At 66.3% G+C, this 22,914-nt stretch carries 21 protein-coding genes and 1 riboswitch; of the genes, 13 read left to right on the top strand and 8 right to left on the bottom strand.

Going from position 1 to position 22,914, the window contains the following annotated elements:
- The first annotated feature begins 99 nt into the window (after positions 1 to 99).
- The 7 genes from ACFWIX_RS00335 to ACFWIX_RS00305 all read left to right on the top strand — a co-directional run bounded on the left by ACFWIX_RS00335 (position 100) and on the right by ACFWIX_RS00305 (position 6,033).
- The gene (locus ACFWIX_RS00335; RefSeq protein ID WP_377214121.1) at positions 100 to 564 is read left to right on the top strand and encodes a MarR family winged helix-turn-helix transcriptional regulator; all 465 of its coding nucleotides are present in this window, start codon (positions 100 to 102) and stop codon (positions 562 to 564) included.
- Positions 565 to 573: 9 nt separating this feature from the next.
- On the top strand, positions 574 to 1,392 hold the full coding sequence (locus tag ACFWIX_RS00330; protein ID WP_377214120.1) for a methyltransferase domain-containing protein: 819 nt from the start codon (positions 574 to 576) through the stop codon (positions 1,390 to 1,392).
- A 39-nt stretch (positions 1,393 to 1,431) separates the two neighbouring features.
- Positions 1,432 to 2,055: a LysE family transporter gene (locus ACFWIX_RS00325; RefSeq protein WP_377214119.1), complete on the top strand. Its 624-nt coding sequence runs from the start codon at positions 1,432 to 1,434 to the stop codon at positions 2,053 to 2,055.
- Positions 2,056 to 2,202: 147 nt separating this feature from the next.
- Positions 2,203 to 2,730, top strand: coding sequence for a low molecular weight protein-tyrosine-phosphatase (locus ACFWIX_RS00320; RefSeq protein WP_377214118.1), 528 nt, complete (start codon positions 2,203 to 2,205; stop codon positions 2,728 to 2,730).
- Positions 2,731 to 2,756: 26 nt separating this feature from the next.
- Entirely contained in the window at positions 2,757 to 3,746 is a 990-nt protein-coding gene (locus tag ACFWIX_RS00315) for a GTP-binding protein (RefSeq protein WP_377214117.1), read from the top strand.
- 33 nt (positions 3,747 to 3,779) lie between these two features.
- A complete protein-coding gene (ykgO, locus tag ACFWIX_RS00310; protein ID WP_011693081.1) occupies positions 3,780 to 3,902 on the top strand; it encodes a type B 50S ribosomal protein L36 in 123 nt (40 codons plus the stop codon).
- Positions 3,903 to 3,918: 16 nt separating this feature from the next.
- A complete protein-coding gene (locus ACFWIX_RS00305) occupies positions 3,919 to 6,033 on the top strand; it encodes a chorismate-binding protein (protein ID WP_377214116.1) in 2,115 nt (704 codons plus the stop codon).
- An 11-nt stretch (positions 6,034 to 6,044) separates the two neighbouring features.
- Here ACFWIX_RS00305 and cls read toward each other — a convergent pair whose 3' ends face one another.
- Positions 6,045 to 7,484 carry a cardiolipin synthase gene (cls, locus tag ACFWIX_RS00300; RefSeq protein ID WP_377214899.1) on the bottom strand — a complete coding sequence of 480 codons (1,440 nt, stop codon included), beginning with the start codon at positions 7,482 to 7,484 and terminating at the stop codon, positions 6,045 to 6,047.
- A 131-nt stretch (positions 7,485 to 7,615) separates the two neighbouring features.
- Here cls and ACFWIX_RS00295 point away from each other — a divergent pair, with 131 nt between their 5' ends.
- Positions 7,616 to 8,545, top strand: coding sequence for an aminodeoxychorismate lyase (locus ACFWIX_RS00295; RefSeq protein WP_377214115.1), 930 nt, complete (start codon positions 7,616 to 7,618; stop codon positions 8,543 to 8,545).
- A 42-nt stretch (positions 8,546 to 8,587) separates the two neighbouring features.
- Positions 8,588 to 9,052: a pyridoxamine 5'-phosphate oxidase family protein gene (locus tag ACFWIX_RS00290; RefSeq protein ID WP_377214114.1), complete on the top strand. Its 465-nt coding sequence runs from the start codon at positions 8,588 to 8,590 to the stop codon at positions 9,050 to 9,052.
- A gap of 19 nt (positions 9,053 to 9,071) precedes the next feature.
- Here the strand turns inward: ACFWIX_RS00290 and ACFWIX_RS00285 are convergent, their stop codons facing one another.
- Complete coding sequence (locus tag ACFWIX_RS00285; RefSeq protein WP_377214113.1) at positions 9,072 to 9,788, bottom strand: TetR/AcrR family transcriptional regulator C-terminal domain-containing protein; 717 nt, start codon at positions 9,786 to 9,788, stop codon at positions 9,072 to 9,074.
- A gap of 232 nt (positions 9,789 to 10,020) precedes the next feature.
- Between ACFWIX_RS00285 and ACFWIX_RS00280 the strand changes: the two genes are divergently transcribed.
- On the top strand, positions 10,021 to 10,275 hold the full coding sequence (locus ACFWIX_RS00280; RefSeq protein WP_377214112.1) for a hypothetical protein: 255 nt from the start codon (positions 10,021 to 10,023) through the stop codon (positions 10,273 to 10,275).
- Here the strand turns inward: ACFWIX_RS00280 and ACFWIX_RS00275 are convergent.
- Genes ACFWIX_RS00275 through ACFWIX_RS00260 form a run of 4 tightly spaced genes read right to left on the bottom strand, consistent with a single transcriptional unit; the run spans position 10,272 to position 16,709 of the window.
- On the bottom strand, positions 10,272 to 12,836 hold the full coding sequence (locus ACFWIX_RS00275; protein ID WP_377214111.1) for an AMP-binding protein: 2,565 nt from the start codon (positions 12,834 to 12,836) through the stop codon (positions 10,272 to 10,274). The genes ACFWIX_RS00280 and ACFWIX_RS00275 overlap by 4 nt on opposite strands.
- 5 nt (positions 12,837 to 12,841) lie before the next feature.
- The gene (locus ACFWIX_RS00270; protein ID WP_377214110.1) at positions 12,842 to 13,999 is read right to left on the bottom strand and encodes an ABC transporter ATP-binding protein; all 1,158 of its coding nucleotides are present in this window, start codon (positions 13,997 to 13,999) and stop codon (positions 12,842 to 12,844) included.
- A complete protein-coding gene (locus ACFWIX_RS00265) occupies positions 13,996 to 15,684 on the bottom strand; it encodes an ABC transporter permease (RefSeq protein WP_377214109.1) in 1,689 nt (562 codons plus the stop codon). The genes ACFWIX_RS00270 and ACFWIX_RS00265 overlap by 4 nt, the downstream gene beginning before the upstream one ends.
- Positions 15,681 to 16,709, bottom strand: coding sequence for an extracellular solute-binding protein (locus tag ACFWIX_RS00260; RefSeq protein WP_377214108.1), 1,029 nt, complete (start codon positions 16,707 to 16,709; stop codon positions 15,681 to 15,683). Before ACFWIX_RS00260 ends, ACFWIX_RS00265 begins: the two co-directional genes overlap by 4 nt.
- A 236-nt stretch (positions 16,710 to 16,945) precedes the next feature.
- A riboswitch (SAM riboswitch) is annotated at positions 16,946 to 17,061 on the top strand.
- Positions 17,062 to 17,074: 13 nt separating this feature from the next.
- On the opposite strand from ACFWIX_RS00260, the gene ACFWIX_RS00255 reads away from it, so the two are divergent.
- The 3 genes from ACFWIX_RS00255 to ACFWIX_RS00245 are packed head-to-tail and all read left to right on the top strand — an operon-like array spanning position 17,075 to position 18,962.
- Positions 17,075 to 17,347: a DUF1737 domain-containing protein gene (locus tag ACFWIX_RS00255; RefSeq protein WP_377214107.1), complete on the top strand. Its 273-nt coding sequence runs from the start codon at positions 17,075 to 17,077 to the stop codon at positions 17,345 to 17,347.
- On the top strand, positions 17,344 to 17,757 hold the full coding sequence (locus ACFWIX_RS00250) for a rhodanese-like domain-containing protein (protein ID WP_377214106.1): 414 nt from the start codon (positions 17,344 to 17,346) through the stop codon (positions 17,755 to 17,757). Before ACFWIX_RS00255 ends, ACFWIX_RS00250 begins: the two co-directional genes overlap by 4 nt.
- Positions 17,754 to 18,962, top strand: a complete 1,209-nt coding sequence (locus tag ACFWIX_RS00245) for an O-succinylhomoserine sulfhydrylase (RefSeq protein WP_377214105.1) — start codon at positions 17,754 to 17,756, stop codon at positions 18,960 to 18,962. Before ACFWIX_RS00250 ends, ACFWIX_RS00245 begins: the two co-directional genes overlap by 4 nt.
- On the opposite strand, the gene ACFWIX_RS00240 is transcribed toward ACFWIX_RS00245, so the two are convergent.
- Together ACFWIX_RS00240 and ACFWIX_RS00235 are read right to left on the bottom strand one after the other, a co-directional pair.
- Entirely contained in the window at positions 18,925 to 21,507 is a 2,583-nt protein-coding gene (locus ACFWIX_RS00240; protein ID WP_377214104.1) for an EAL domain-containing protein, read from the bottom strand. The two genes, ACFWIX_RS00245 and ACFWIX_RS00240, sit on opposite strands and share 38 nt — an antisense overlap.
- A 74-nt stretch (positions 21,508 to 21,581) precedes the next feature.
- Complete coding sequence (locus tag ACFWIX_RS00235) at positions 21,582 to 22,877, bottom strand: glutamate--cysteine ligase (RefSeq protein WP_377214103.1); 1,296 nt, start codon at positions 22,875 to 22,877, stop codon at positions 21,582 to 21,584.
- Between the last annotated feature and the right edge of the window lie 37 nt (positions 22,878 to 22,914).

Genomic DNA, 22,914 nt, shown 5'->3' with positions numbered 1-22,914 from the left:
TATCTCCACCATAGAGATAAGTGACAGACTAGATTTATTTGGAGCGGGCTTGGGAGCGGTAGGATCCCTTCGGACTATTGACCACAAGAGGAGGTGCGCGTGAGCGGAACGGGACCCACCGAGGGACCGCATCCCCTGGTCCTCCTCCTGCAGGAATTCACGCTGGAGGCCAACCGGTACGTGGATGCCGCCGGCGGGCGGAAGGACATGCACCGGACCGACCTCAACGCCCTGGCGGTGATCATGCGCCACACCGACCGGGGTGCCGTAGTCACGCCCGGCGTACTCCGCAAGGAACTCGATCTCAGCTCACCTGCCACAACTGCCCTGATCGACCGGCTGGACCAGTCCGGGCACGTGGTCCGCGAGCGAGGCAGCACCGACCGTCGCCAGGTCGAATTGAAGATGACGCCCAAGGCATACCAGGACGGCAGCGCCATCTTCGCCCCGCTCTCGCGCCACATGGGGGAGGCACTGGCGGCCTTCACGCCGGAGGAGCTCGAGGTGGCGGCGCGCTTCATGGCCGCCATGGTGGAAGCGACGGTAGCCGCCCGGGAGGAGTAGCGTTTGGCTATGAGTGCGCAGCAGCCCGAAGACGATGTCTACACGCACGGCCACCATGAATCCGTGGTCCGCGCCCATGCCGCCCGGACGGCGGAAAATTCCGCCGCCTTCGTACTCCCCCACCTGCAGCCGGGCACGGACATGCTCGACGTCGGCTGCGGACCCGGGAGCATCACCTGCGACTTCGCTGGGCTGGTTGCCCCGGGGACGGTCACCGGGCTGGACCGGTCGCCTGACATCATCGCGCAGGCCAAGGCGCTCGCCGGGGAACGGGAAGTTTCCAACGTTGATTTCGTCACCGGCAACATTTACGACCTGGAGTTCGACGACGACACGTTCGACGTCGTGCACGCCCACCAGGTCCTGCAGCACCTGACCGACCCGGTGGAAGCCCTCCGCGAGATGCGCCGGGTGGCGAAGCCGGGCGGCATCGTCGCCGTGCGCGACGCCGATTTCCACGGCATGAGCTGGTACCCCGCCATCCCGGAGCTGGACGAGTGGATGGAGCTTTACCAGCGCATCGCGCGCCGGAACGGAGCAGAGCCCGACGCCGGGCGGCGGCTGGTCAGCTGGGCCCAGGCAGCAGGATTCACCGACGTCGCGCCCACCAGCAGCAACTGGCTGTACGCCACCGGCCAACAGCGCCGCTGGCAGGCGCGCGTGTGGGGCGAGCGGGTGCTGCACTCCGCCTTCGCGGAACAGGCCCTGGAATATGGTTTCGCCAACCCGGCGGACCTGGCCAGGATCTCCGCCGGCTGGCACCGCTGGGGCTCCACGGACGACGGCTGGTTCCTGATTCCCAACGGTGAGGTCATTGCAAGGGCTTAGCGCCGGGGAACGTCGCCCGTCGGCGCGTAAGATTATGGGGTGCAATTCTCCCTGTGGCTCACCCTTGCGGGCGCCGGCGCCTTGATCAGCTTCACCCCTGGAGCAGGGGCCATCAACACCATGAGCAACTCGCTCAATGCCGGGTTCCGACGCTCCATCTGGGGCATTTTGGGACAACAGGCCGCGCTGGTCATCCACGTGCTGATCGTGGCCCTGGGCGTAGGGGTCCTGGTGGCCAGCTCACCGGTGGCCTTCAACGTGATCCGTTACGCCGGGGCTGCCTACCTCGTCTACCTCGGCATCAGGCAGTTCCTCGCAAAGCCCACCGTCGCAGAAGAACAGGCCACCGCCCTACGCAACGAGCCGGCCTGGTCGATTTTCCGGCGCGGGCTGTGGGTAAACCTGCTCAACCCCAAGGCGATCGTCTTTTTCCTCGCCTTCATGCCGCAGTTCATCCGGGCTGAACAGCCACTGCTTCCGCAGTACGCGGTTCTTACGGCCACCGTGGTGGCCATCGACATCCTGGTCATGTGGTTCTTCTTCGCCGCCGCAGCACGTTCCTTCCAGCGCCTCACCCAAAACGAGCGGGGCCAGCAGATACTCAACCGCGTATTTGGCGTCCTCTTCGTAGCCGTGGGAGTCCTGCTCGCCCTCATGCACTGAGGCCTAAGGAGGGAAGTGCGGGCGTGCGGAGCGGGTCCAACCCTGAGTCCTACCCCGCTTGGCCCTAAGTCACCCATCTTTACAAAACTGTCAATCCACATGAATCGCGGGTAGCCAAGGCCCTGATATGCGCGCATGCTTAGTGTCATGAACTCAGCGTCGAGCCCATACCGCGTTATCGCCGTCTGCACCGGAAACATCTGCCGGTCCCCCATGGTGGAGCTCATGCTCAGGGAGGCCTTGAAACGCGAGGGGCTGGACGGGGCGGTGGTTGTGGATTCCGCCGGCACCACTGGATACGAGTCCGGCCGCCCCATCGACCCGCGGGCAGCGCGCCGCCTCGCGGCCACCCAAATCCTCTCGGCCAGCCATGTGGCCAGAAAATGGGAGCCGCAGTGGTTCAGGGACCGTGACCTCATCCTCGCCTTGGATATCGACCACTACGCCTGGCTCAGTGAAGCGGCCCCCGACCAGGAGTCGCTGGACAAGGTCCGCATGCTGCGAAGCTTCGACCCCGCGATGGACGGCCGCGACCGGCTGGACCAAGGCATCGAGGACCCCTGGTACGGCGGCCACGCCGACTTCGACGCCGTCTGGCATCAGATTCACGCCGCCATTCCCGGCCTTATTGACCATGTCCGGACGGCCGCCCTCGGGGAATCAATTTGCAGTTGAGAATCATTCTCAACTAATCTGGCGGCATGCACCTCATCGTCGTCGGTTCCCTGGACGCCCTCTGCCGCCAGCAGGCCTGTGAAGACCTGGCCGCAAGGCACCCCAATTCCCTGGTGATCCTGCACGACCTCTTGGAGAACGGCGTCGTCATCCGCCGCGTCTTTGGGAACGGGACCCTCGTAGAGCGGGAGGAAACCCTGCTTGAGCACGGCTGCCTTAGCTGCGCTGTCCGCCTGGACCTGGTACCCGCCGTCGAACGCCTCGCTGCCGGCGCCGGCGGCACGATCATCATTGGCCTGCCCCCGGCGGTCCCCGGAACGGTGGCCGTCACTGCCCTCAAGCGCGGCCTCGACCGGACCACGGGCACAGCGATTACCTACGAAAAGATGCTCGCGTGCGCGCCGGACGCCTTGGAGGACCACATCTGGGACTCGCACACCCTTTACGAATCCGGATTCACGCCGGTGGCTGACGACGAACGCACGCCCGGGGAATTCCTCGTTGGTGAACTTGAGTCCGCGGACCTCGTTGTGCTGGCCGAGCCGGATATCGTCCCCGCCCATCCGGCAGGCCGCGAACGGGGCCTGCACCTGATCCGCGAACTCGCCCCGCACATCCGCATCGCTCCTGGCCTTGACGGACCCGCCGCGACGCCGTCGCCGTTTATCACGGTCAGGCAGTCAGCGGAGCGGCCGCTGCATCCGGGCCGGTTCCGCCTCGCCCTGGGCACGCTGGCCGAGGGCTGCTGCGTGCTGCGAGGCCATCTGTGGGTGGCATCGGCTCCGGAGTGCCGGATCGCCATCCAAGGCATCGGCCCGCGGGTGTGGCTGGAAAACGTAGGAACCGTCCTCCCCGCCAGGGGAAGGCTGGACGCCGGCACTGTCATCGAAGCCACTGGCGAGGATCTTGACCCGGCGGAGTTCGCGGAGCTCCTGCTGCACTGCCAGCTGACGGACGAGGAACTGGCCTCGGGCCATGAACTGCAGGATCCGTTTGGTCTGGCGTCTGCCAGCTGAACACGCAAGAACCACCCACTACAAGGAGACACCATGAAGGTCAGGAATTCACTGCGGGCACTGAAGAAGATCCCGGGCGCCCAGATTGTCCGCCGGCGCGGACGCACATTCGTCATCAACAAGAAGAACCCCCGGATGAAAGCGCGCCAGGGATAGCGGTACGCTCTAATCCATGAGCCCAGCCCCCGTCATCGTTGCTATCGACGGGCGTTCAGGCGCAGGGAAGACCACTCTCGCCGTCGAGCTTGCGGTCCGGCTCCGTGCCCACCACAAGGTATCGCTGTTCCACCTGGAGGACATCTATCCGGGCTGGAACGGCCTGGCCGCCGGCATCGAACGGTATGTGGCCACAGTGCTGGAGCCGCTGAGCAGGGGCGAGGCTGCCACTTGGACCAGCTGGGACTGGGAGAACCATTACGACGGCCCCGCCCGGGTCACCCTTCCCGCCGAGATCGTCATCGTGGAGGGAGTGGGGGCCGCGGCCGCCGCGGCCCGCCCCTTCCTGGGCGCGGTGATCTGGGCCGAGTCACCGGACGACGTCCGGCGCACCCGGGCCCTGGACCGCGACGGCAGCACCTATGAACCGTTCTGGGACCAGTGGGCGGCCCAGGAGTCCGCTTGGCTCGCTGCCGACTCCGTTCCCGACCACGCCGACCTGTGCGTCCATAACTTGGCCGACGGCGGGGCTCCCGCCGACGTACTGCACCTCCTCCCCCATCTGCCCGCGCTGTCCACGGTGCTCGCCCCCGAAGTGGCAGCCCGCCACGCCTACACCCTCCGCGCCGAGCGACTGGAGTGCAGGCCGGACGCCCCCGCCCTGTTCCACACCCTTTACGGTGGTTCCCCGCAGGCAGTCTGGCTGGACAGCTCCCAGCACTCCCCCCAGGACGGACTATTCCCCGCGGAACGCGTGGGGAAATTGTCCGCCGAAGGGGGCGAAGGGGGTACCGCCGGGCGCAGCCGCTTCAGCATCATGGCGGACGACGGCGGCGCGTTCGGCCAGTCGGCCACCCACAGTTCCGGGGCGACCCGGGTGAGCTCCGGGTCCGCCACAGCGCAGGTTACCGGCCCGTTCTTCCGCTGGCTCAACACGGTCTGGGGCACCCCCTCCGTGACTGTTCCAGAGGACTACTCCTGCGGATTCACGCTGGGCTGGCTGGGCACCCTGGGATACGAGCTGAAACGGGAGACCGGCGGCTCTGACGTCGAATCGCCCACACCGGACGCTGCGCTGATTTTCGCTGGGCGCGCAATAGTCCTTGACCATACCGCGGGCGCCGTGTGGCTGCTTGCACTAGACGAGCCGGAGGCGGATGCCTGGTTCGCACGAGCCAGGGCTGCGGTTGATGACTCCCTGGAAGGGGGCAGGGTCCCCGGGGGCCTGCTTCCCGAAGCCGGCGCCGGAACCGCCGTCGTGCGCCCTGCCCCCGCGTTCCGCAGCCGTGACAGCGGCGTGGAGTACCGGCGGAAGATCGGGGCAGCGCAAGCGCAGATCGCGGAGGGCAATTCCTATGAGGTCTGCCTGACCACCACGCTCACTGCTGCGGTCCCGGCCGGCGGGTTCGACCCCTGGGCGACTTACTTGGCCCTTCGCCATCGGAATCCGGCGCCCTTCGCCAGCTACCTGCGGCTCGGTGGCTTGACCGTTGCCAGCACATCGCCCGAGCGGTTCCTGAAGATCGCTGCCGACGGCGGGATGCGCGCGGAGCCCATCAAGGGCACCCGCCGCAGGGCCGCCGACCCGGAGGAGGATGCCTGGTTGCGCACCGACCTGGCGACGTCGGTGAAGGACCGGGCCGAGAACATCATGATCGTTGACCTGCTGCGCAACGACCTCAGCCACTTCGCGGTGCCCGGGACCGTGACGGTGAGCCGGCTGTGCGCCATCGAAAGCTACGCCACCGTACACCAGATGGTCAGCACCATCGACGCCCGCCTGCTGCCTGGATCGTCGCGTGCCGAGGCCGTGGCGGCGTGCTTCCCCGCCGGCTCCATGACCGGCGCGCCCAAGATCAGCACCATGGCGATCCTGGACAGCTTGGAGGATGGCCCGCGCGGAATATATTCGGGCGCGATCGGCTACTTTTCATTGAACGGGGCAACGGACCTCGCCGTGGCGATCCGCACCCTGGTGATCAGCCACCCCGGCGAGGGGCCAGTGGAACTGTCCCTCGGCGTCGGCGGCGCCATCACGGCCGATTCCATTCCCGACGACGAATACGACGAAATCCGCACCAAGGCCTACGGCGTCCTCTCCACGCTGGGCTCAGACTTCCCCCGGGACTGAACCCTCCGCGGCTACTGGACCGTTGCGGTGAGGCGGGCCACGTTATCGATGTACCGTGCTGCCAGCGGCCGGTTGAGCCAGTCGGCGAGCTTGAGTTCGTGCGAGATGTCCCGGTAGGTGTCCTCGACGGCCCGCATCTTGTCCACGATCTTCTCCCCAAGCAGCATTACGGAAACCTCGAGGTTCAGCGAGAAGGAGCGCATGTCCATGTTGCTTGACCCGAGGACCGCCACCTCGTCGTCGATGGTGAAATGCTTCGCGTGCAGCACGAACGGTGCCTTGTAGAGATAAATCCGGACGCCCGCCTCGAGCAGCGCCTCGTAGTAGGAGCGCTGGGCGTGGTGGACCAGGAATTGATCGCCCTTTTCGGAGACGAACAGCTCAACGTCCACGCCCCGCTGGGCGGCGGTGGTGATGGCATAAAGCAGGGAATCGTCCGGCACAAAGTATGGACTGCAGATGGAGATGCGGTGCTGCGCAGAATAGATCAGGGTGTTGAAAAGGCGCAGGTTGTTTTCGGTAATGAATCCGGGACCGCTGGGCACCACCTGCGCTGTCACGTGCCCGGGTTCGGGGTTCCCCGGAAGCTGCAGTTGATGTTCCAGGGACTCGTCCGTCTCGCTCAGCCAGTCGGTTGCGAAGACGACGTTGAGGGTGGTGACAATCGGGCCCCGCAGGCACGCCATCAGCTCCACCCACTCGCGGCCGGCCTTCCGGTGGCGCGGATTGTTGTACGAGGGCTCGATCAGGTTCTGGGAACCCGTAAACGCTATCTCCCCGTCCACCACCATGATCTTGCGGTGGTTCCGCAGGTCGGGCCGACGCCACTGGCCGTGGATCGGCAGCAGCGGAAGCATCCTTTTCCATTGGATCTTCCCCGCCCGCAGCCTCTTGAGGAGTTTCCGGTAGCCCTTGACGCGCAGCGTGCCGATGTGGTCGAAAAGCACCCGGACTTCCACGCCGCGTTCGGCCGCTTCCTCCAGTGCCGTGAGCAGGTCGTCGGTAACATGGTCCGTGCTCATGATGTAGAACTCCGCGTTGACGAACTTCTTCGCCTTCCGCACGGCCTCGGTCATGGCCAGGATGGAGTCCGGATAACCCGGGATCAGGTCCACCGAGTTCCCGTCCACCATCGGCAGCGAACCCAGGCGGCGGTTAAGCTCGGCAGCGGAAATGACCCATTCGGGGCCCGGGTAGTGGCTCTCCGCGTCCGCGATCGCCGAAATGCCGGCCCGGACCCTGTCGTTGACGAGCTCCTGCTGCTGGCGGCGTCGACTGGAGAGCTGGAAATTGCCGAACAGCAGGAACAGGAGAAGGCCCACAAACGGCACGAAGAAGATGCCCAACAGCCAGGCCATGGCCGTGGTAGGGCGCCGGTTGCCGGGGATGATTCCCACGGCAAGCACCCTGATCAACAGGTCGGCGGCGGCAAGTACTACCACAACCCACATCGGCGCGGTGCCGGCAAGCGAAAACGGCCACAACAAGCGAACAACCCCCGGGACACGAGCTCCCGGCGGACGGTTTCCTGCCGGGGCGCTGCGCCCAGCTTATCCGGCGCGCGCGGCACTAAGCTGGAGCCATGACCTCTCCAGCTCCCGTGGTTCTCGTCTTCCTTGATCCCTCCTTCCCGGACGGCCGCCTGGCCGACGCCGCGAAACCGCAGCTGATGGTCACGGACCAGGGCGCCACCCGCGGCGACGGAATCTTCGAAACCATGCTGGCGGTGGACGGCTCGGTCCGGAAGATGCAGGCGCACCTGAACCGTTTGGGCGGTTCCGCGGAGGCCCTGGACCTGGTGATCCCGGACCAGGATGCGTGGCGGCGTGCCATCGACACGGCCCTGTCGGAGCACCTCCACCAGAACCCCGCCACAGATTCCTCCGGGGACGAACGGGTGGTGAAACTGGTGGTCACCCGCGGTGTGGAGGGCAGCGACGGCCCCACGGCCTGGGTCCAGGTGTCCCCCGCCGGCAGCCTGGGCCGCCGGCAGCGCGAGACGGGCCTGGACGTGATCCTCCTGGAGCGCGGCTACGACAGCGAAGTGGGCGAACGTGCCCCGTGGCTTCTCCTTGGCGCCAAGACCCTCTCCTACGCGGTCAACATGGCCGCCCTCCGATACGCACGCAAGCAGGGCGCTGACGACGTCATCTTCGTCTCCTCCGATGGTCGGGTGCTTGAGGGGCCCACGTCCACGGTGCTTCTGGCGCATGTGGAAAAGTCCGACGACGGCACGCGGATCAAGCGGCTGGTGACCCCACAGCTGGACAGTGGCATCCTCGCAGGCACCTCCCAGGGCGCCCTTTTCGGCGCCGCCAGGGCGGCAGGCTGGGAACTCGGCTATGGTCCCCTGGAGCCGCAGGATCTCCTGGACGCGGACGCGGTGTGGCTGATCTCCAGCGTGCGCCTCCTCGCGCCGATCAACAGGATCGATGGCAAGGAAATCGGCACCCCCGCCCTGCAGAAGGAACTGACCGCGGAGCTGAGCACCCTCTTCGCAGGGATTGATTAAGAACACGTTCCGGACGGAGCCAGGTCCCCGTATGGTGGGACCATGAACGCTGACGCGCCCCGGACCGACCAGCTGTCGTTCGACGAGTGCTGGGACCTGCTGGCCAACGACACCGTTGGCCGGATCGCCATCGTGGTGGACGGCCACCCGGAGATTTTTCCGGTGAACTATGTGCTCCACCGCCGGAGCATCGTGTTCCGGACCGCCGGCGGCACCAAGCTCTGGAGTGCAATGACGGAGCGCCCGGCGGCCCTGGAGATCGACGGATACGACCCGCAATCCGAGATGGCGTGGAGCGTGGTGGCCCGCGGTGACACGGCGCTGATGCAGGACCAGGCGGAAAAGGACGCGGTGGACGCAGAACGGCTGGAGCCGTGGCAGCCCGGCGACAAGGACAACTACGTCCAGCTCACTGCCCGGGCGCTCACCGGCCGGCGCTTCAAAGTCACCCGCCCGGATATCTGGAACAGCCGGGCTTCGGACCCCCGCAGGGCTTCGTTCGAATAGCCCCCGGCACTCCGGCCCTTCAGGAAGCGGTCACCGCGCCCTCCGATTGCCGGGACAGCTGTGCTTCCAGCCCGGACAGCAGGATGGTCATGCCCTGGTCAAGCTCGGCGGCGCCGTCGTATTCAGCCAGCGCGGGGGCCAGCGCGCGCAGCCGGGGAAACTCCCTGGCCGGCAACCGGTGCAGCCCCAGCCGGAGGAGAACCTCGTTCTCCTCCGGGTCCACCACGAACTCCTGCAGTTCGTTGAGGATGTGGCCGTACAGAAAGCCGTAGTAGGCGCGGTACACGTGGAGGGCGTCGTCCGGAGCAAAGCCGGCCCCTACCAGCAGGGAGAGGATCTGCTCGAGCGGGCGCAATGTTCCCAGCGGCCTGAGGCCCAGCGGAGTGGACAGCGGTCTGGTCACCAGGAGCGGAACTACGTTCGGATGCTGCAGCGCCAATGCCCGCAAGCTGTGCGCAATATGGCGCAGCTGAGCCTTCCAGTCCGGATCTTCGGGGTGAATGGAAAGTTCATTCAGCACCAGCTCCGAAACACCGTCCAGCAGGGCGGCCCGGTTTTCGGCGTGGCGGTACAGGCTCATGGGGTCCCGGTCCAGCGCCAGGCCCAGGCGCCGCATGGTGAGCGCGTCCAGGCCCTCCGAATCCACGATCTCCAGCGCTGTGCTGAGGACCAGATCCCTTGTCAGTGGAGCTTTGCCGGTCCGTGTTCGCGCGCCCGGGCTCTTCGGGGATGCCATTGACTGTTCCGTCCATTGGTTCGGCTGGGCGCCCCTGGGTAATAGTCCAGACGCTTGCCTATTTGGTTGGTCTACAGGTAAAGTCTACATCGTAGACAAGCGAACTATCGCTTAGCGGCCCGCCGACTTTCTCGATGGCGCCGCCAAACGCTCCCAAGCACTTGTGCATGGCATGGGAGTCCGCTGCTGTAGCCGAACGGCGGCACCGCGCACTTAGCGATGGGAAGCCGTGATGGCACATTCGCAGTTTGATCTCTTCCTCCAGGAAGCCACCCACCTCGACCCTGATGCAGAGTCTGCCCTGGACTGTGACCGCCTTTACGGGCTGTACACCAGCTGGTGCTTCATCAACCAGAAAGCTCCCCGCCCGGAAACCACGTTCTGGGCGGCCATGAAACAGCGGCTCAACCCGGGCCATGCCGGATTGAGCATGAAAGGGCCTGCCGCGGCGGATTACATCCTCGCCAGCTCGCCGGGGCTGGTCTAGGAGCGGCTGGCCTGAAGGGCGCCCACGCCAGAGCGGGTGAGGCGCCGCTTCAGTCCCAGCACCCAGCTGACCAGGGCCCAGTATCCGACGCCGGCCACGAGGGATGCGACGACGGCAACGGCCGGGTGCAGGGCAACAAAGTAGGGGAACACCAGCCAGTGCGTGAGGTAGATGTACAGCGAGGCGCTGGCCAGCAGTACGGTGACCTTCTGCAGGCCCTTCGGGACCGGCAGGGTCCGCACCCAGGTGAGGACCAGGATTCCGGCCAGCAGCGTGGCCTCGCGCACCAGGTCGCCGTAGAAGAACCCCGGAACGCACAGCACTGCAATGGCCGACGCCAGCAGGCGGTGCGGCACCGTCCGGGCCCGGGCGACGGTCCACCCCAGTGCGAACAGCCACAGGGCAGGGCCGGTGTTCGGCACGCCAAGGTCTACGATTTCAAACCTGCCCAGCAGCCCGGCAGCCGTCAAACCCAGCGGGAACGCCAGCGGGAATCGCCGTTCCAGTCGGCTCACGGCGGGGACGGCCAGCAGGGCCGTCATGCAGACAAGAAGGTAAGTCAGGACCTCCACGAACCAGAAGTGCCATTCGGTGGTCACTTCCTGCGGCCCGATTAAGGCGTTCAGCAGGAAGATGTTCGCCACGCTGTAGTGGTCGGTGACCACATAGCCGAAGGCGATGAACGCCATGCTGGGTACCACGATCCGGGCCAGGCTCGCCGCCTGGCGTCGGAGCCGACGGGCCCGCTCCCCTCCAAGCTGGAAGCGGGCAAAGTTATAGCCCGCAACGGCGAGAAGCACGTGGGCCGTCCCTTCCCAATGGAACAGGCCGATGTGGGTGCTGATGATGAAGATAATGGCAACCGCGCGCAGGACGATGCTGGACTCGATGCGTGCCGTCAGCTTCCTGCGCGGCTTGGGAGGCGGCGACACCTGTTCCAGTTCGGCGACAGTTCGGAGGTGCCAGTCGGATGGCAGGGTGCCCAGGGCTTTTTCCAGCCGGACTGAGGTAGCCACGTAGGACAAGGAGTCCCCGCCCAAGGAAACAAACGTGCTGTCCGCCTGCACGGTCTCGAGCTCCAGCTGCTCCGCCATGATCCGCCGCACGTCCTGCGGACCTTCGGCCTTAACCGGGCGCTCATCCGTTGCCGGTGACGGGGCCGGGGCCGCAAGGGCCAGCACGGCCTGATAGTCCGGCTTGCCGCTTGCCAGCCGCGGCAGTTCCGCCACGGAGAACATCTGCACGGATCCACGCGGAATGCCCAGGCTTCCCGCCAGCATCTTACGCAGCAGGTCCGGGTCGTGAGTGCCCTGCAGCGCCACCACCAGCTGGCCGTCGGTGCCGGCGCTGGATGCCTGCACGCCCAGATCCGCCAGGATCTGCTCCACCCGGCCGAGGTCGATCCGCAGCCCCGCGATCTTGAGGAACCGGCTGCGCCGGCCCGTTACTTCGTACAGCCCGTCCGGGTGCCGTCGGCCCAAGTCGCCGGTGCGCAGCTCAGTGATGGTGCGCCCTTCCGCCAGGTCCGCAGGCGACTCGGCATATCCCAGCATCACGTTGGGTCCGGTATACACCAGTTCCCCGTCCTCAAGCCCGTCCACGGGGTCGATGCGGAACTTCCCGCCGGGAATCGGCACGCCAATGCGCGCCGGGCTTTCTGCGGCGAGCTCCGGCGGCAGGTAGGCCATCCGGGCGGTCGCTTCTGTTTGCCCGTACATGACGAACAGCTCCCACTCCCGCTCCCGGCCTAGCCGGGCGTAGCGCTGCACCAGCTCAGGGGCGAGGCGCCCGCCGGCCTGGGTGACGTAGCGGAGGTGCGGAAGGTCCATGTCCTGGAATCCGATCCGCTCCAGCAGCTCGAACGTGTACGGCACCGCGGCGAAGGCCGTCGCTTCGGTGCGGGTGAACACTTCCCAGAAGCACGGGTCCACCACGGAAAGGTCGGTCAGGACCAGCGAAGCTCCCACAGCGAGGTGGCTGTTGATCACCGAGAGGCCGTAGCAGTAGGACATCGGCAGCGTGGTCGCGGCGCGGTCACCGGCACTGAGCCGGAGGTATTCGCCGATGGACTCGGCGTTTGCCTGGACATTGCGGTGCGAGAGCCGGACCAGCTTGGGTGATCCGGTTGATCCGGAGGTGCTCAGCATCAGGGCAAGGTCCGGGTGGAGCAGGTGCCGCGTTTCCGTGCGGACGTCCGTGATGCGCGGAATGCCGTCCCCGGCGCCGTCACCCATGATGACGTCGGGGTCGAACGCTGCCTTGATGGATTCCACAGCCGCCGGGTTGTCACCGGGGACCAGCACCAGGGGATGGCCGGCGGACAGCGCAGCCAGGTACGCCACCAGGGAGTCGACGCCGTTCGTGGCGGCCAGGAGCACCAGCCGACGGGCCGGACCGAGCCGGTCCGCTGCCTGTCCCACCCGTGCAGCCAGCTGCGCGTAACTGAGCGTGTCCCTGCCGGCGAGCACCGCGGGCCGGTTTCCGAACCGGGCAAGTTGCGCAGCAAACGGAACGGCGGGGGCCGACGCCTCAAGGCGCCTGGTGGGTGGTGCGATGGTCACGGAAATTACCTCAGGGTTGTGGCAGGAGAAGGCGCCGGCGGCCGCTGTGCGGAGCGGGCTGAGCCGGCCGGCGGACCGGTGACCGCGTGGTCACCGACCAGGAGGGTCGGCGTCGTTCCCGCAGTGACGGAAACCTGGACCCGGGTGCCCGGGGCGTGGCGCACCTGGTGCGGCTGCCAGGAGCGGAGGGTGCGGCCGGAGGCCAGCCGGACGTGGTGGAGGACGAACGCCCCCCTGTATTCCAGCGATATCACTTCGGCGGTACCGGCCGGATCAAGGCTGAGCGCCACCTCGTGGGGCCGCAGCACCACGTCGACGTCGACATCGCACCCGCCCCAGCCGGGAACGGTGGAGACGACTCCGATCTCGCAGGTCAGCAGCGCGTTGTGGACATGGGCTGGAAGGAAGTCTGCATCACCCATGAAGGAAGCCACAAAGCGCGTGGCCGGCTGTTCAAAGACCCTCTCCGGTACGTCGCTCTGCTCGATGGCTCCGGCGCGCATCACCACCACGCGCTGCCCCACGGACAGCGCCTCGGTCTGGTCGTGGGTGACGAACAGGCCCGTGGTTCCGCTCTCCTGCAGCGCAGTGACGATGTCGGCTCGCACGCGGCCGCGGAGCGTTTCGTCCAGGCTGGAGAACGGCTCATCCAAGAGTACGACGGCGGGGCGGGGCGCCAGGGCGCGCGCCAGCGCCACTCGCTGTTGTTCTCCGCCGGAAAGCTCGTGCGGGTAGCGTCCGGCCAGGTGCCCCAGGCGGACGATGTCCAGCACCTCGGCAACCCGCTTCCGGCGCTCCGCGGCAGGCATGCGGTTAAGCCCGAAGGCGACGTTCTTGGTCACGGTCATGTTGGGGAAGAGCGCATGCTCCTGGAACACCAGGCCTACGCGGCGGTGTTCCGGCTCCAGGAACCGGCGCCGGTCGGCAACGGTCTCGCCGGCAATGATGATGGTGCCGGCATCGGGCCGTTCCAGCCCGGCGATGAGCCGAAGCATGGTGGATTTTCCACACCCTGAGGGTCCGATGACGCTGACCAGCTCGCCGGGCGCCACTGTCAGGTCAATGGACGCCGCAGCGGCGACCTTGCCGTAACTCATGCTGACGCCCGCAAGCTCCACGGAGGGTGTTCCGTTGGCGATAGTGCTGTTCGTCAGACTGCTCATGATGCCCCCGCCCCGGTACGCAGGCCGGCAGTCCGCCGGAAGAGGAAATACACCGGAATGATGGCGACGGCCACGATGCCCAGGGCTGGCAGGGCCGCCTTTTCCCAGAAGTTCTCGCGGGCCAGCTCATACACCCACACCGAAACGGTGGTGAATCCGAACGGCCTCAGGAGCAGGACGATCGGCAGTTCCTTAACCGCGTCGATGGCCACGAGGGCGGCGGCCACGGCCGCTCCGCGGCGGGCCAGAGGGAGGTGTATCCGGGCCAGCAGCCGTCCCGGAGTGGCGCCGAGGCTCAACGCGGACGCCGTCAAGGCTGGTGAGATCTTGGCGAAGCTCGCGTCCACGGCCTGGTAGGCGGGCCCCAGGAAACGGACCACGTACGCGGCAAGGATGCCGGCCACCGAGCCGGTCACCAGCAGCCCGGTACCGCCGGGCACGCCGGCAGCTTCCACGAGTTCGTCGAGCTTGGCGAAGGCGATGAGGACGCCGATGCCGATCACGGCTCCGGGAACGGCGTAGCCGAAAGTGGTGGCCTGCGCTGCCGAAACAACCACCCGTCCGCCGCCCAGGCGCACGCTGTGTCCGATGGCCAAGGCAAGGGCCGCACACGCCAGGGCCGCAATCGCCGCCACCACCATGCTGTTCAGCAGGTAGCCCTGGAAACGCGGGTCAAGCATCGGTCCTGCGGCGGACGACACGGCCTCGCCAACCGCCCAGGCGGCCAGCCGGGCAAGGGGAAGCAGGAAGCCCGCGGAGAGGACAGCCACGCCCGCGAGCATTGCGGCCCACCCGGCCCAGCCGGACAGTTTCCGTGGCTGGAGCCCTTCTCCCCTGCCGGCTTTCTGGTGGAACCGGGACCGGCCGCGGAACAGGCGCTCAGCGGCGAGCACCGCCACGGCGAAGAGGAGGACCAGGACGGAGAGCTGGGTGGCGGCATGGAAATCGAAGCTTCCCTTCCACACCAGGTACACGCCCACCGAGACCGTCTGGACGTTGAAGTACTGGACGGTGGCGAAGTCCGTGAGGGTTTCCATCATCACCAGCGCCAGGGCAGCGGCAAGGGACGGCCGGGCGAGCGGCGCCAGGACGCGCCAGAGGGTCCGGCCACGGCTGGCGCCCAGGGTGCGGGCAGCATCGTAGGTGGCGGCACCCTGCTCGCTGAACGCCGTGCGGGCCAGGAGGTAGACGTAGGGGTAGAGCGTCAGCGACATCACCAGGATCGCGCCCGGCAGGGACCGCACCTCAGGAAGCCAGGCGCCGGGGCCGAAGACTGACCGCAGCAAGGCCTGTACCGGACCGCCGACGTCGAAGGTGGAAAGGAACACGAAGCCCAGGATGTAGGCGGGCATCGCAAGCGGAAGCACCAAGGCCCAGGAAAGGACGTTGCGGAGCGGAAAGGTGTAGGCGGTGACCAGCCAGGCGAGTCCGCCCCCCACCAGCAGCGTTCCGGCACCGACGCCGACCATCAGCAGCACGGTGGTGAGCACCATTGCGCCGAGGTCGCGCGGCACGGTCCCGCTGCCCAGCGTGCCGATACCGTCCACGAGGACGGCTACAACGGGCGTTGCCACCAGGGCGGCCACCAGCAGGACGAGCGCGGACCAGAGCGGCCGCCCGTTTCCGGCGAGCATCCGCCGCCTGGCCGGCGCGGCAGATGCGGTCAGGACAGCCGGTCGGCTCACTTATATCCCGCTTCGGCGAGCAGCTCGGTGGCCTCGGCATTCAGGTCGCCGTAAGCCTCGGCGTTCAGGGGCATGCGCTTGAAGTCGCCGAAGCCTGCGATCAGCGGCTCGGGCTTGGTGGACGGGTTCACGGGGAACTCGTGGTTCGCGTCCACGAAGGCATTCTGCCCCTTGGTTGCCAGCCATTCAATGAGCTGCTGGGCCTTTTCAGGATTGTCCGAGTTCCCCACCACGCCCGCACCGGAGATGTTCACGTGAGTTCCCGCGCCTGCCTGGCTGGCCCAGAACAGGTCAACGCCGAAGTTGGGGTCTGACTCCAGCTTGCGGGCCAGGTAGTAGTGGTTGTTAATGCCAACGTCGCACGCACCGGCGTCGATCGCCTCGAGCAGCAGGACGTCGTTGCTCATGATGTCCACGTCGTTCGCCACCCAGCCCTTGACGATCTCAAGGGCCTTTTCCTTGCCGTGGAGGTCGATCAGGCCGGCAACCAGTGACTGGGTGTAGGAAGAGGTGGCGTCGCGCATGCACAGGCGCCCCTTCCACTTAGCGTCGGCCAGGCCGGCGTAGGTGTCCTTGGTATCGAATTCGGCCGGATCCACCTTCTCCGGGTTGTAGGTGATGGTGCGGGCGCGCATCGCGAGGCCGAACCACTTTCCGTCGGGGTCCCGCAGGTCGGCCGGTACGGCCTGTTCAAGGGCGGGCGACTTAACGCTGGCAAGCACGTCCTGCCGCCCGGCGTTCCACAAGTTGCCCGCGTCAACGGTCATGAAGATATCCGCGGGGGTGTCTTTTCCTTCGGCCTTGACCCGCTCCAGCAGCTCCGCGTCATCACCGGTGATGAACTCGACGGAAATGCCGGTCTCCTTGGTGAACTCGCCGAACGCGCCCTCAAGGTCGTAATGGCGGGCCGAATAGATCTGCAGGTCCGCCGGCTCCTTGCCGATGCCCAGCACGCCGCAGCCGCTCAAGGCCAAAGCGGACACCGTCAACGCGGCGCAGGCAGCAAGAAGCTTGGGTCGATGCATGAGGAGGCACTCCTGGAAGAAACGGCCGAAGCCGCACGAAACGAACACAAAAGGAAGGTTAGCGTTACCTTACCAGAGGCCATGCAGGCTGCAGTATATGGGATGCGTCACGTCTGCTCCGCCGCCACGCCGCAGACGCGGGATCCCTGCCTTCCTTGCCGGCGCGCACATTTCAGTTACGGAACATGACGACGAGGGCGGTGCCGGGGTGCGCCCCGGATGTTACGTTTTGGGGGAGTAATGAGAACCGGCGCCAAGCCCTGACTGGTCGGTCGGCAACCCTCCCTTTCGCGGCGGGGTGCCTCAGGTGAATACTCGGCATATCGACCCATTCGAGCTGCAAGCGTGAGAGAAGGAGTTCTGTCGTGTCTGACGCATCCGCCCCTGAAGAAAAACTGTCCTACCGCCTGATTACGGGCCCCGATGACCGCGCCTTCTGTGAGCGTATTTCGACCGCCCTCTCCGAGGGCTACGTCCTGCACGGCAGCCCGGCGGCCACGTTCAACGGCACGGGAGTCATCGTGGCGCAGGCCCTGATCCTGCCGTCCGCCATCGCCTCCGCAGACGCCGCCGTGGCCACCGCCGTCGAAGACCTGGAATCTCCGGACCTCGAGTTCGACGGCGAGGGACACGCGTGAGCTACGCAGGCGACCTCACGCCGCACGAGGCCTGGGCCAAACTGGAGCAGGGCGCCATCCTGGTGGATGTGCGCACCGAAGGCGAATGGGCGCACATCGGCATCCCGGACACGAACGCCACGGACAACGACCCGCTGTTCATCCAGTGGACCTTTCCCGGCGGGATTCCCAACCCTGACTTCATCAATGACCTGCGGAGCCAGGCGCCGGAGGACCCCCACGCCGAGTTGCTCTTCCTGTGCCGCTCCGGCCAGCGTTCCATCTCGGCCGCCATCGCTGCCACGCAGGCCGGCTTCACGTCGTACAACATCCTTGAAGGGTTCGAGGGCGTCCCTGACCGGCACGGTGAGCGGACGGTCAACGGCTGGAAGAACAGCGGCCTGCCCACCAACCTGGGGATCTCCGAGTGACGTTCAACCCGGATGCCGCCACCTGGAGCGCTGACACCCAGGCTGTCCGCGGCGGCCTGGACCGAACCAACTTCCAGGAAACATCCGAGGCCGTCTTCCTGAACTCCGGCTTCGTCTACGAATCCGCCGCCGCCGCCGAGCGCGCATTCACCGGCGAAGACGAGCGGTTCGTGTACTCCCGCTACGGCAACCCGTCCGTGGCCACCTTCCAGGAACGGCTGCGCCTCCTCGAGGGGACCGAGGCGTGCTTTGCGACGGCGTCCGGCATGTCCGCGGTATTCACCGCCCTGGGTGCGCTGCTCGCTGCCGGTGACCGCGTGGTTGCCGCCCGTTCCCTGTTCGGGTCCTGCTTCGTGATTCTCAACGAAATCCTGCCCCGGTGGGGTGTGGAGACGGTGTTCGTGGACGGCCCGGACCTGGACCAGTGGCGCGAGGCCCTGTCGCAGCCCACCACTGCCGTCTTCTTTGAATCGCCGTCCAACCCGATGCAGGAAATCGTGGACATTGCTGCGGTCAGCGACCTGGCGCATGCCGCCGGGGCCGCCGTCGTCGTCGACAATGTCTTTGCCACGCCCCTGCTGCAGCGCTGCGGCGACCTGGGCGCCGACGTCATCGTCTACTCGGGCACCAAGCACATCGATGGGCAGGGACGGGTGCTGGGCGGAGCGATCCTGGGCACCAAGGAGTTCATCGAGGGGCCCGTGAAGCAGCTGATGCGGCACACCGGCCCCGCACTGTCGGCGTTCAACGCCTGGGTGCTGACCAAGGGCCTGGAGACCATGGCACTAAGGGTGAACCACTCTTCCTCCACAGCACTGCGGCTGGCAAAGTGGCTGGAGGAACAGCCTGCAGTCCAGTGGGTCAAGTACCCGCTGCTGAAATCACATCCCCAGTACGAATTGGCGGCCAGGCAGATGCGGGCCGGAGGGACAGTGCTGACGTTCGAACTGGCAGCGGGCGCCGGCCGGACGGGCAAGGACGCGGCGTTCGCACTGCTGGACGGGCTGCGCATCATTGACATTTCCAACAACCTGGGCGACGCGAAGTCGCTCATCACGCACCCTGCCACCACCACGCACCGCGCGGTGGGTCCGGAGGGACGCGCGGCCATCGGGCTGACTGACGGAGTGGTCCGGTTGTCCGTGGGCCTTGAGGACGTGAGCGACCTTATCGGCGATCTTGAACAGGCGCTGAAGCAAATCTGAGGCAGTCACGGCCCTGTGCACGCTCCGCGGCTACCCAGGCGTACTGCGTACGCAGCCACTCCTCGATTGCGGTCCCGGGGAGTGGCCGGCACCAGTGGTAGCCCTGGCCCAGCCGAGCGTTCAGTCCTGCTACCTCGGCCGCCTGGCCGTCAGTTTCAACACCCTCGACTACCACTACCAGGTCCAGCGCGGCAGCCATGGAAATGATGGCGGCGACGAGGGCGCGTGCGCGTGCAGCGCCTTCCCGTCCCAGCGGCCTGATGAAAGACCGGTCGATTTTGATGACGTTGGCCGGAATGCGGCTGAGGTAGCTGAGGGCGGAATATCCCGTTCCGAAGTCATCCACAGCTATTCCCACCCCCAGTTTCCGCAGCCGCTCCAGGACCTGGACGGAGCCATCCAGGTCACCGACCAGTTCGGACTCGGTAATTTCAAGCACGACGGCGTCCGGCTGGATTCCTACTGCGGCTATTGCCTTCTGGACTTCGTCGAAGATCGAGGGGTCCTGCAATTGTCTGGCGGAGATATTCACCCCGATGGCGAGATCCTCCGCCCCGGGGAGCGACTGACGCCAGATTCGGGCCTGCTGCAGAGCCTCCTGCAGCACCCAGGCGCCGATTCGGAGAATCAGCCCGGACTTCTCCGCGATGGGGATAAACTCCCCGGCAGTCACCATCCCAACGCCTGGCCGGTTCCAGCGGACCAGGGCTTCAAGGCCGATCGGCCTGAAGTCCTCCAGGTCAAGGACCGGCTGGTAGTACAGTTCCAGTTCGTTCCGTTCTATGGCACGGGAAAGCTGGGACTCAATGTTGATGACCTCAAGGGCCTGGTGCTGCATCTTCTCGTCAAACAGGAACGCCGCCCCTTTCCCGTCAGCCTTGGAGTGGTACATGGCAGCGTCGGAGCGGTGGAGGAGGGAGTCTGCTGTGTCGCCCGGCTCCGAGAGGACGATTCCGATGCTCACTGAGACAAACAACTCGTTACCTTGGATGGTAAAGGGCTCCTGGACAGCCGAGGCTATCCTGTCCGCTATTTTCCGGGCGTTCTCCTCATCCGTGTCGCTGCAGACGACCACAAACTCGTCCCCGGCGAAGCGCGAGGCAACATCCTGGGTCCGGATGACTGCGGTGAGCCGGGCGCCGAACTGGGCGAGCAGGCTGTCCCCTGCTGCATGCCCCATTCCGTCATTGATGAGCTTGAACCGGTCCAGGTCCAGGAAGAAGACCGCCACGGCACTGCCCGAGCTGTGTGCTTTGGCCAAGGCGTCATCAAGCTGCGCAAGCAGCCGGCTCCGGTTCGCCAGGCCGGTCAACGGGTCGATGAAGGCCAACCGTTCGAGCTCCGCCTCGCTGCGTTTCTGTGCACTGATATCCATCATCGACCCGACAAAGCGGAGGGCCTCACCGTCCGGGCCACGGACCACATGGCCCCTGGCAAAGACGTCCATGTAACTGCCGTCCTGGCGGCGGACCCGGAACTCCCTGCTCCACATTTCGCCGTCGGAGCCAAAGAGCCAGTCGATCGATTCCAGGAGGGAATCCTTGTCCTCCGGATGGATCCTGGATTCCAACCACGCCCCGGCGTGGTCGAACGTCTGGTGGGCGATGCCGAACATCGCGCGGACGGCGCCATGCAGTATCGTCTTCCCTGCCTGCAGATCACTGTCCCAGATCACCTCCTGGGTGGCGCGCATTGCCAGCCTGTACCGCTCTTCGCTGCGCCGCAGCGCTTCCTGGGCAAGGTTGCGCTCTGTAACGTCCCGGGTGATGCCGCGGAATCCGGCCGGGGTTCCATCCGGGGCATGGATCAGTGACGCCGAAGTGGACACAACGCGCTGTTCCCCGCCCCTGCGCGTCATCGTCCATTCGAAGCCGGGCTCGGGGACTCCGCTGGCGAGTACCCTCCTGAAGTGCCCCGATACCTTGGCTGCTTCCCGGGGGCCCGAAAAATCCTTGTGGGTGAGCGCCAGCATCTCGTCGCGGGAGCAGCCAAAAAGTGCACAGAGCGCGTCATTGGCAAAGGTAAGATTGCCGGCCAAGTCTGTTTCGAAGTAGCCCTCGGCGATCTCCTCAAGGATCTTGCGGTAGTACGCCTCGCCTTCCCGCAGTGCTTCCTCCGCCCTGCGGCGTTCACTGATGTCCTCAGCCACGCCGTAGACACCAACCACAGATCCGGCCACGATGATCGGCATGTTGGTAACTGCGATGTCCACCTGGTGGCCGTCCTTGTGCAGGTGGGTAGATTCGTAGTGCTGTGGTTCTCCTGCTGCCGCCTGCCCGAAGGCGGCAATGGTCCGCGCCATCGCCTCCGGGGCTATGAGCTGGTGGAACGTCAGCTGCAGCAACTCCGCTTCGGTGTGGCCGGTCAGGCGTTCGCAGGCGGGATTGGCCGAGAGGAACCTGCCTTCCAGGTCGAAGGAGTAGACGGCATGCGGGTTGTGCTGGAAGAGGGACCTGTAACGTTCCCGTGCTTCATCGAGGGCGAGCTCGACTGCGGCCTCCGGACCGGGTCCAGCCCGGAGCCTCCCCCTGTTGATTTTGTGCACCGCCCCGCCCCCCAGCAATTTGGAGCCAAGCCTAATCCATGGGAGCTGACCCCGGGCGGAACGCGCCGAACAGGTCAGGACTGCCGGACCCGCAGCAGGTCGGGCACGGCATCCAGGTCGGACGGGTCGAGCGTGTCACGCATGGTCAGCTTCACGGCGTGCTGCACCACGGCACCGAATCCGAAGTCCTCCGGCGGAGCTCCGGAAAGAACCCTGTCCCGGACGCGGCGCTGCTCGGCCGCGCCCGTACCCCGCGCGATGATGTCTTCCACACCCTGCCGTGCAACGGCCAGCTCCCCCTGCTCATCGAGAACCGGCGCAAGGTAGTCCACCAGGGAACGGGCCACATCCGCGGCGCGCGCGGGCCTGAAGGTTCCAAAGTCCAGCAGTTCCCCGCTAAGACCGCTGCTGCTGGCCTGCCAGGACGCCATCCTCAGCAGCACGGTCGGCACCGGTGCGGGATCGACTCCCGCCCGCCATTCACGGCTGGCGGATTCCACCAATGCCCGGACCAGCAGGGCGATGAGGGCTGCATCTTCGGCCCGCAGGCAGACGTCCGCCACCCGGACCTCCACCGTGGGGTGGTTCCGGGAAAGCCGTGCGTCGAAATACAGCATGCCCTCGTCGAGCATCACGCCGCTGTCCAGGAGCCGGGTGACCACCCGCCGATATGCCGGGTACGTACCGTAAATTGCCGACGGTCCTGCGGTCGGCCACCGGTTCCACGCTTGCGTCCGATAACTCTCGAAACCCGTCTGCTGCCCGTTCCAAAACGGCGAGTTAGCGCTGAGGGCAGTAAGGACCGCCAGCTTGTCGCGGATCCGGTCAAGGACAGCAACGCCTTCGTCCGGCGACTCAACATACGTGTGAACGTGGAACCCGCAGGTTAGTTGCTCCTGCGCCGTGAGGCCAAAGCGTTCGAGCATCAGCGCATAGCGCGGGTCCGGGGTGGTGTGGGTAGCTGATGCCAGCGGCGAGGTGGCCAGGGCCGCCACCCGTGCGTTGCTCTTCCGGGCCGCAAGATCCGCCAGGGTGCGGCCAGCCCTGATCTGCTCAAGCAGCACCCCGTACTCAAGGCACGGCCGTGTCTGTGTCTCTATCTGCTCAAGCTTGAGCTCGGCACTCAAGCCCATCTCGTCGTCGTCGTAAATCGTCTCGTCCCGCTTCTCCAGGGAGTGCGGGTCGACGTCGCGGGGCTCCAGCACCTCCGTTCCCTGCGCAAAGGCCTGCGGCCCCGGGGAGTGGGAGCCCTGCGGCGCATCGTCGGCGGCCACGCGCCGTCCGGACAGCATGACGTCGGCCAGTGCGAGCGGCTCCCCCGTTTCCGGAGAGACGATCAGAAGCTCTTCCTCAACGCCGAATGTACGCATACTTCCATTCTGCGGGAGCATGTGGCGTTTGCGCGGC

This window comes from Pseudarthrobacter sp. NPDC058362 (genome assembly GCF_042723515.1).
In the GTDB taxonomy this organism is placed as follows: domain Bacteria; phylum Actinomycetota; class Actinomycetes; order Actinomycetales; family Micrococcaceae; genus Arthrobacter.
The sequence above is the reverse complement of the archived record's forward strand: the minus strand, read 5'-3'. Positions and strand labels throughout refer to the sequence as shown.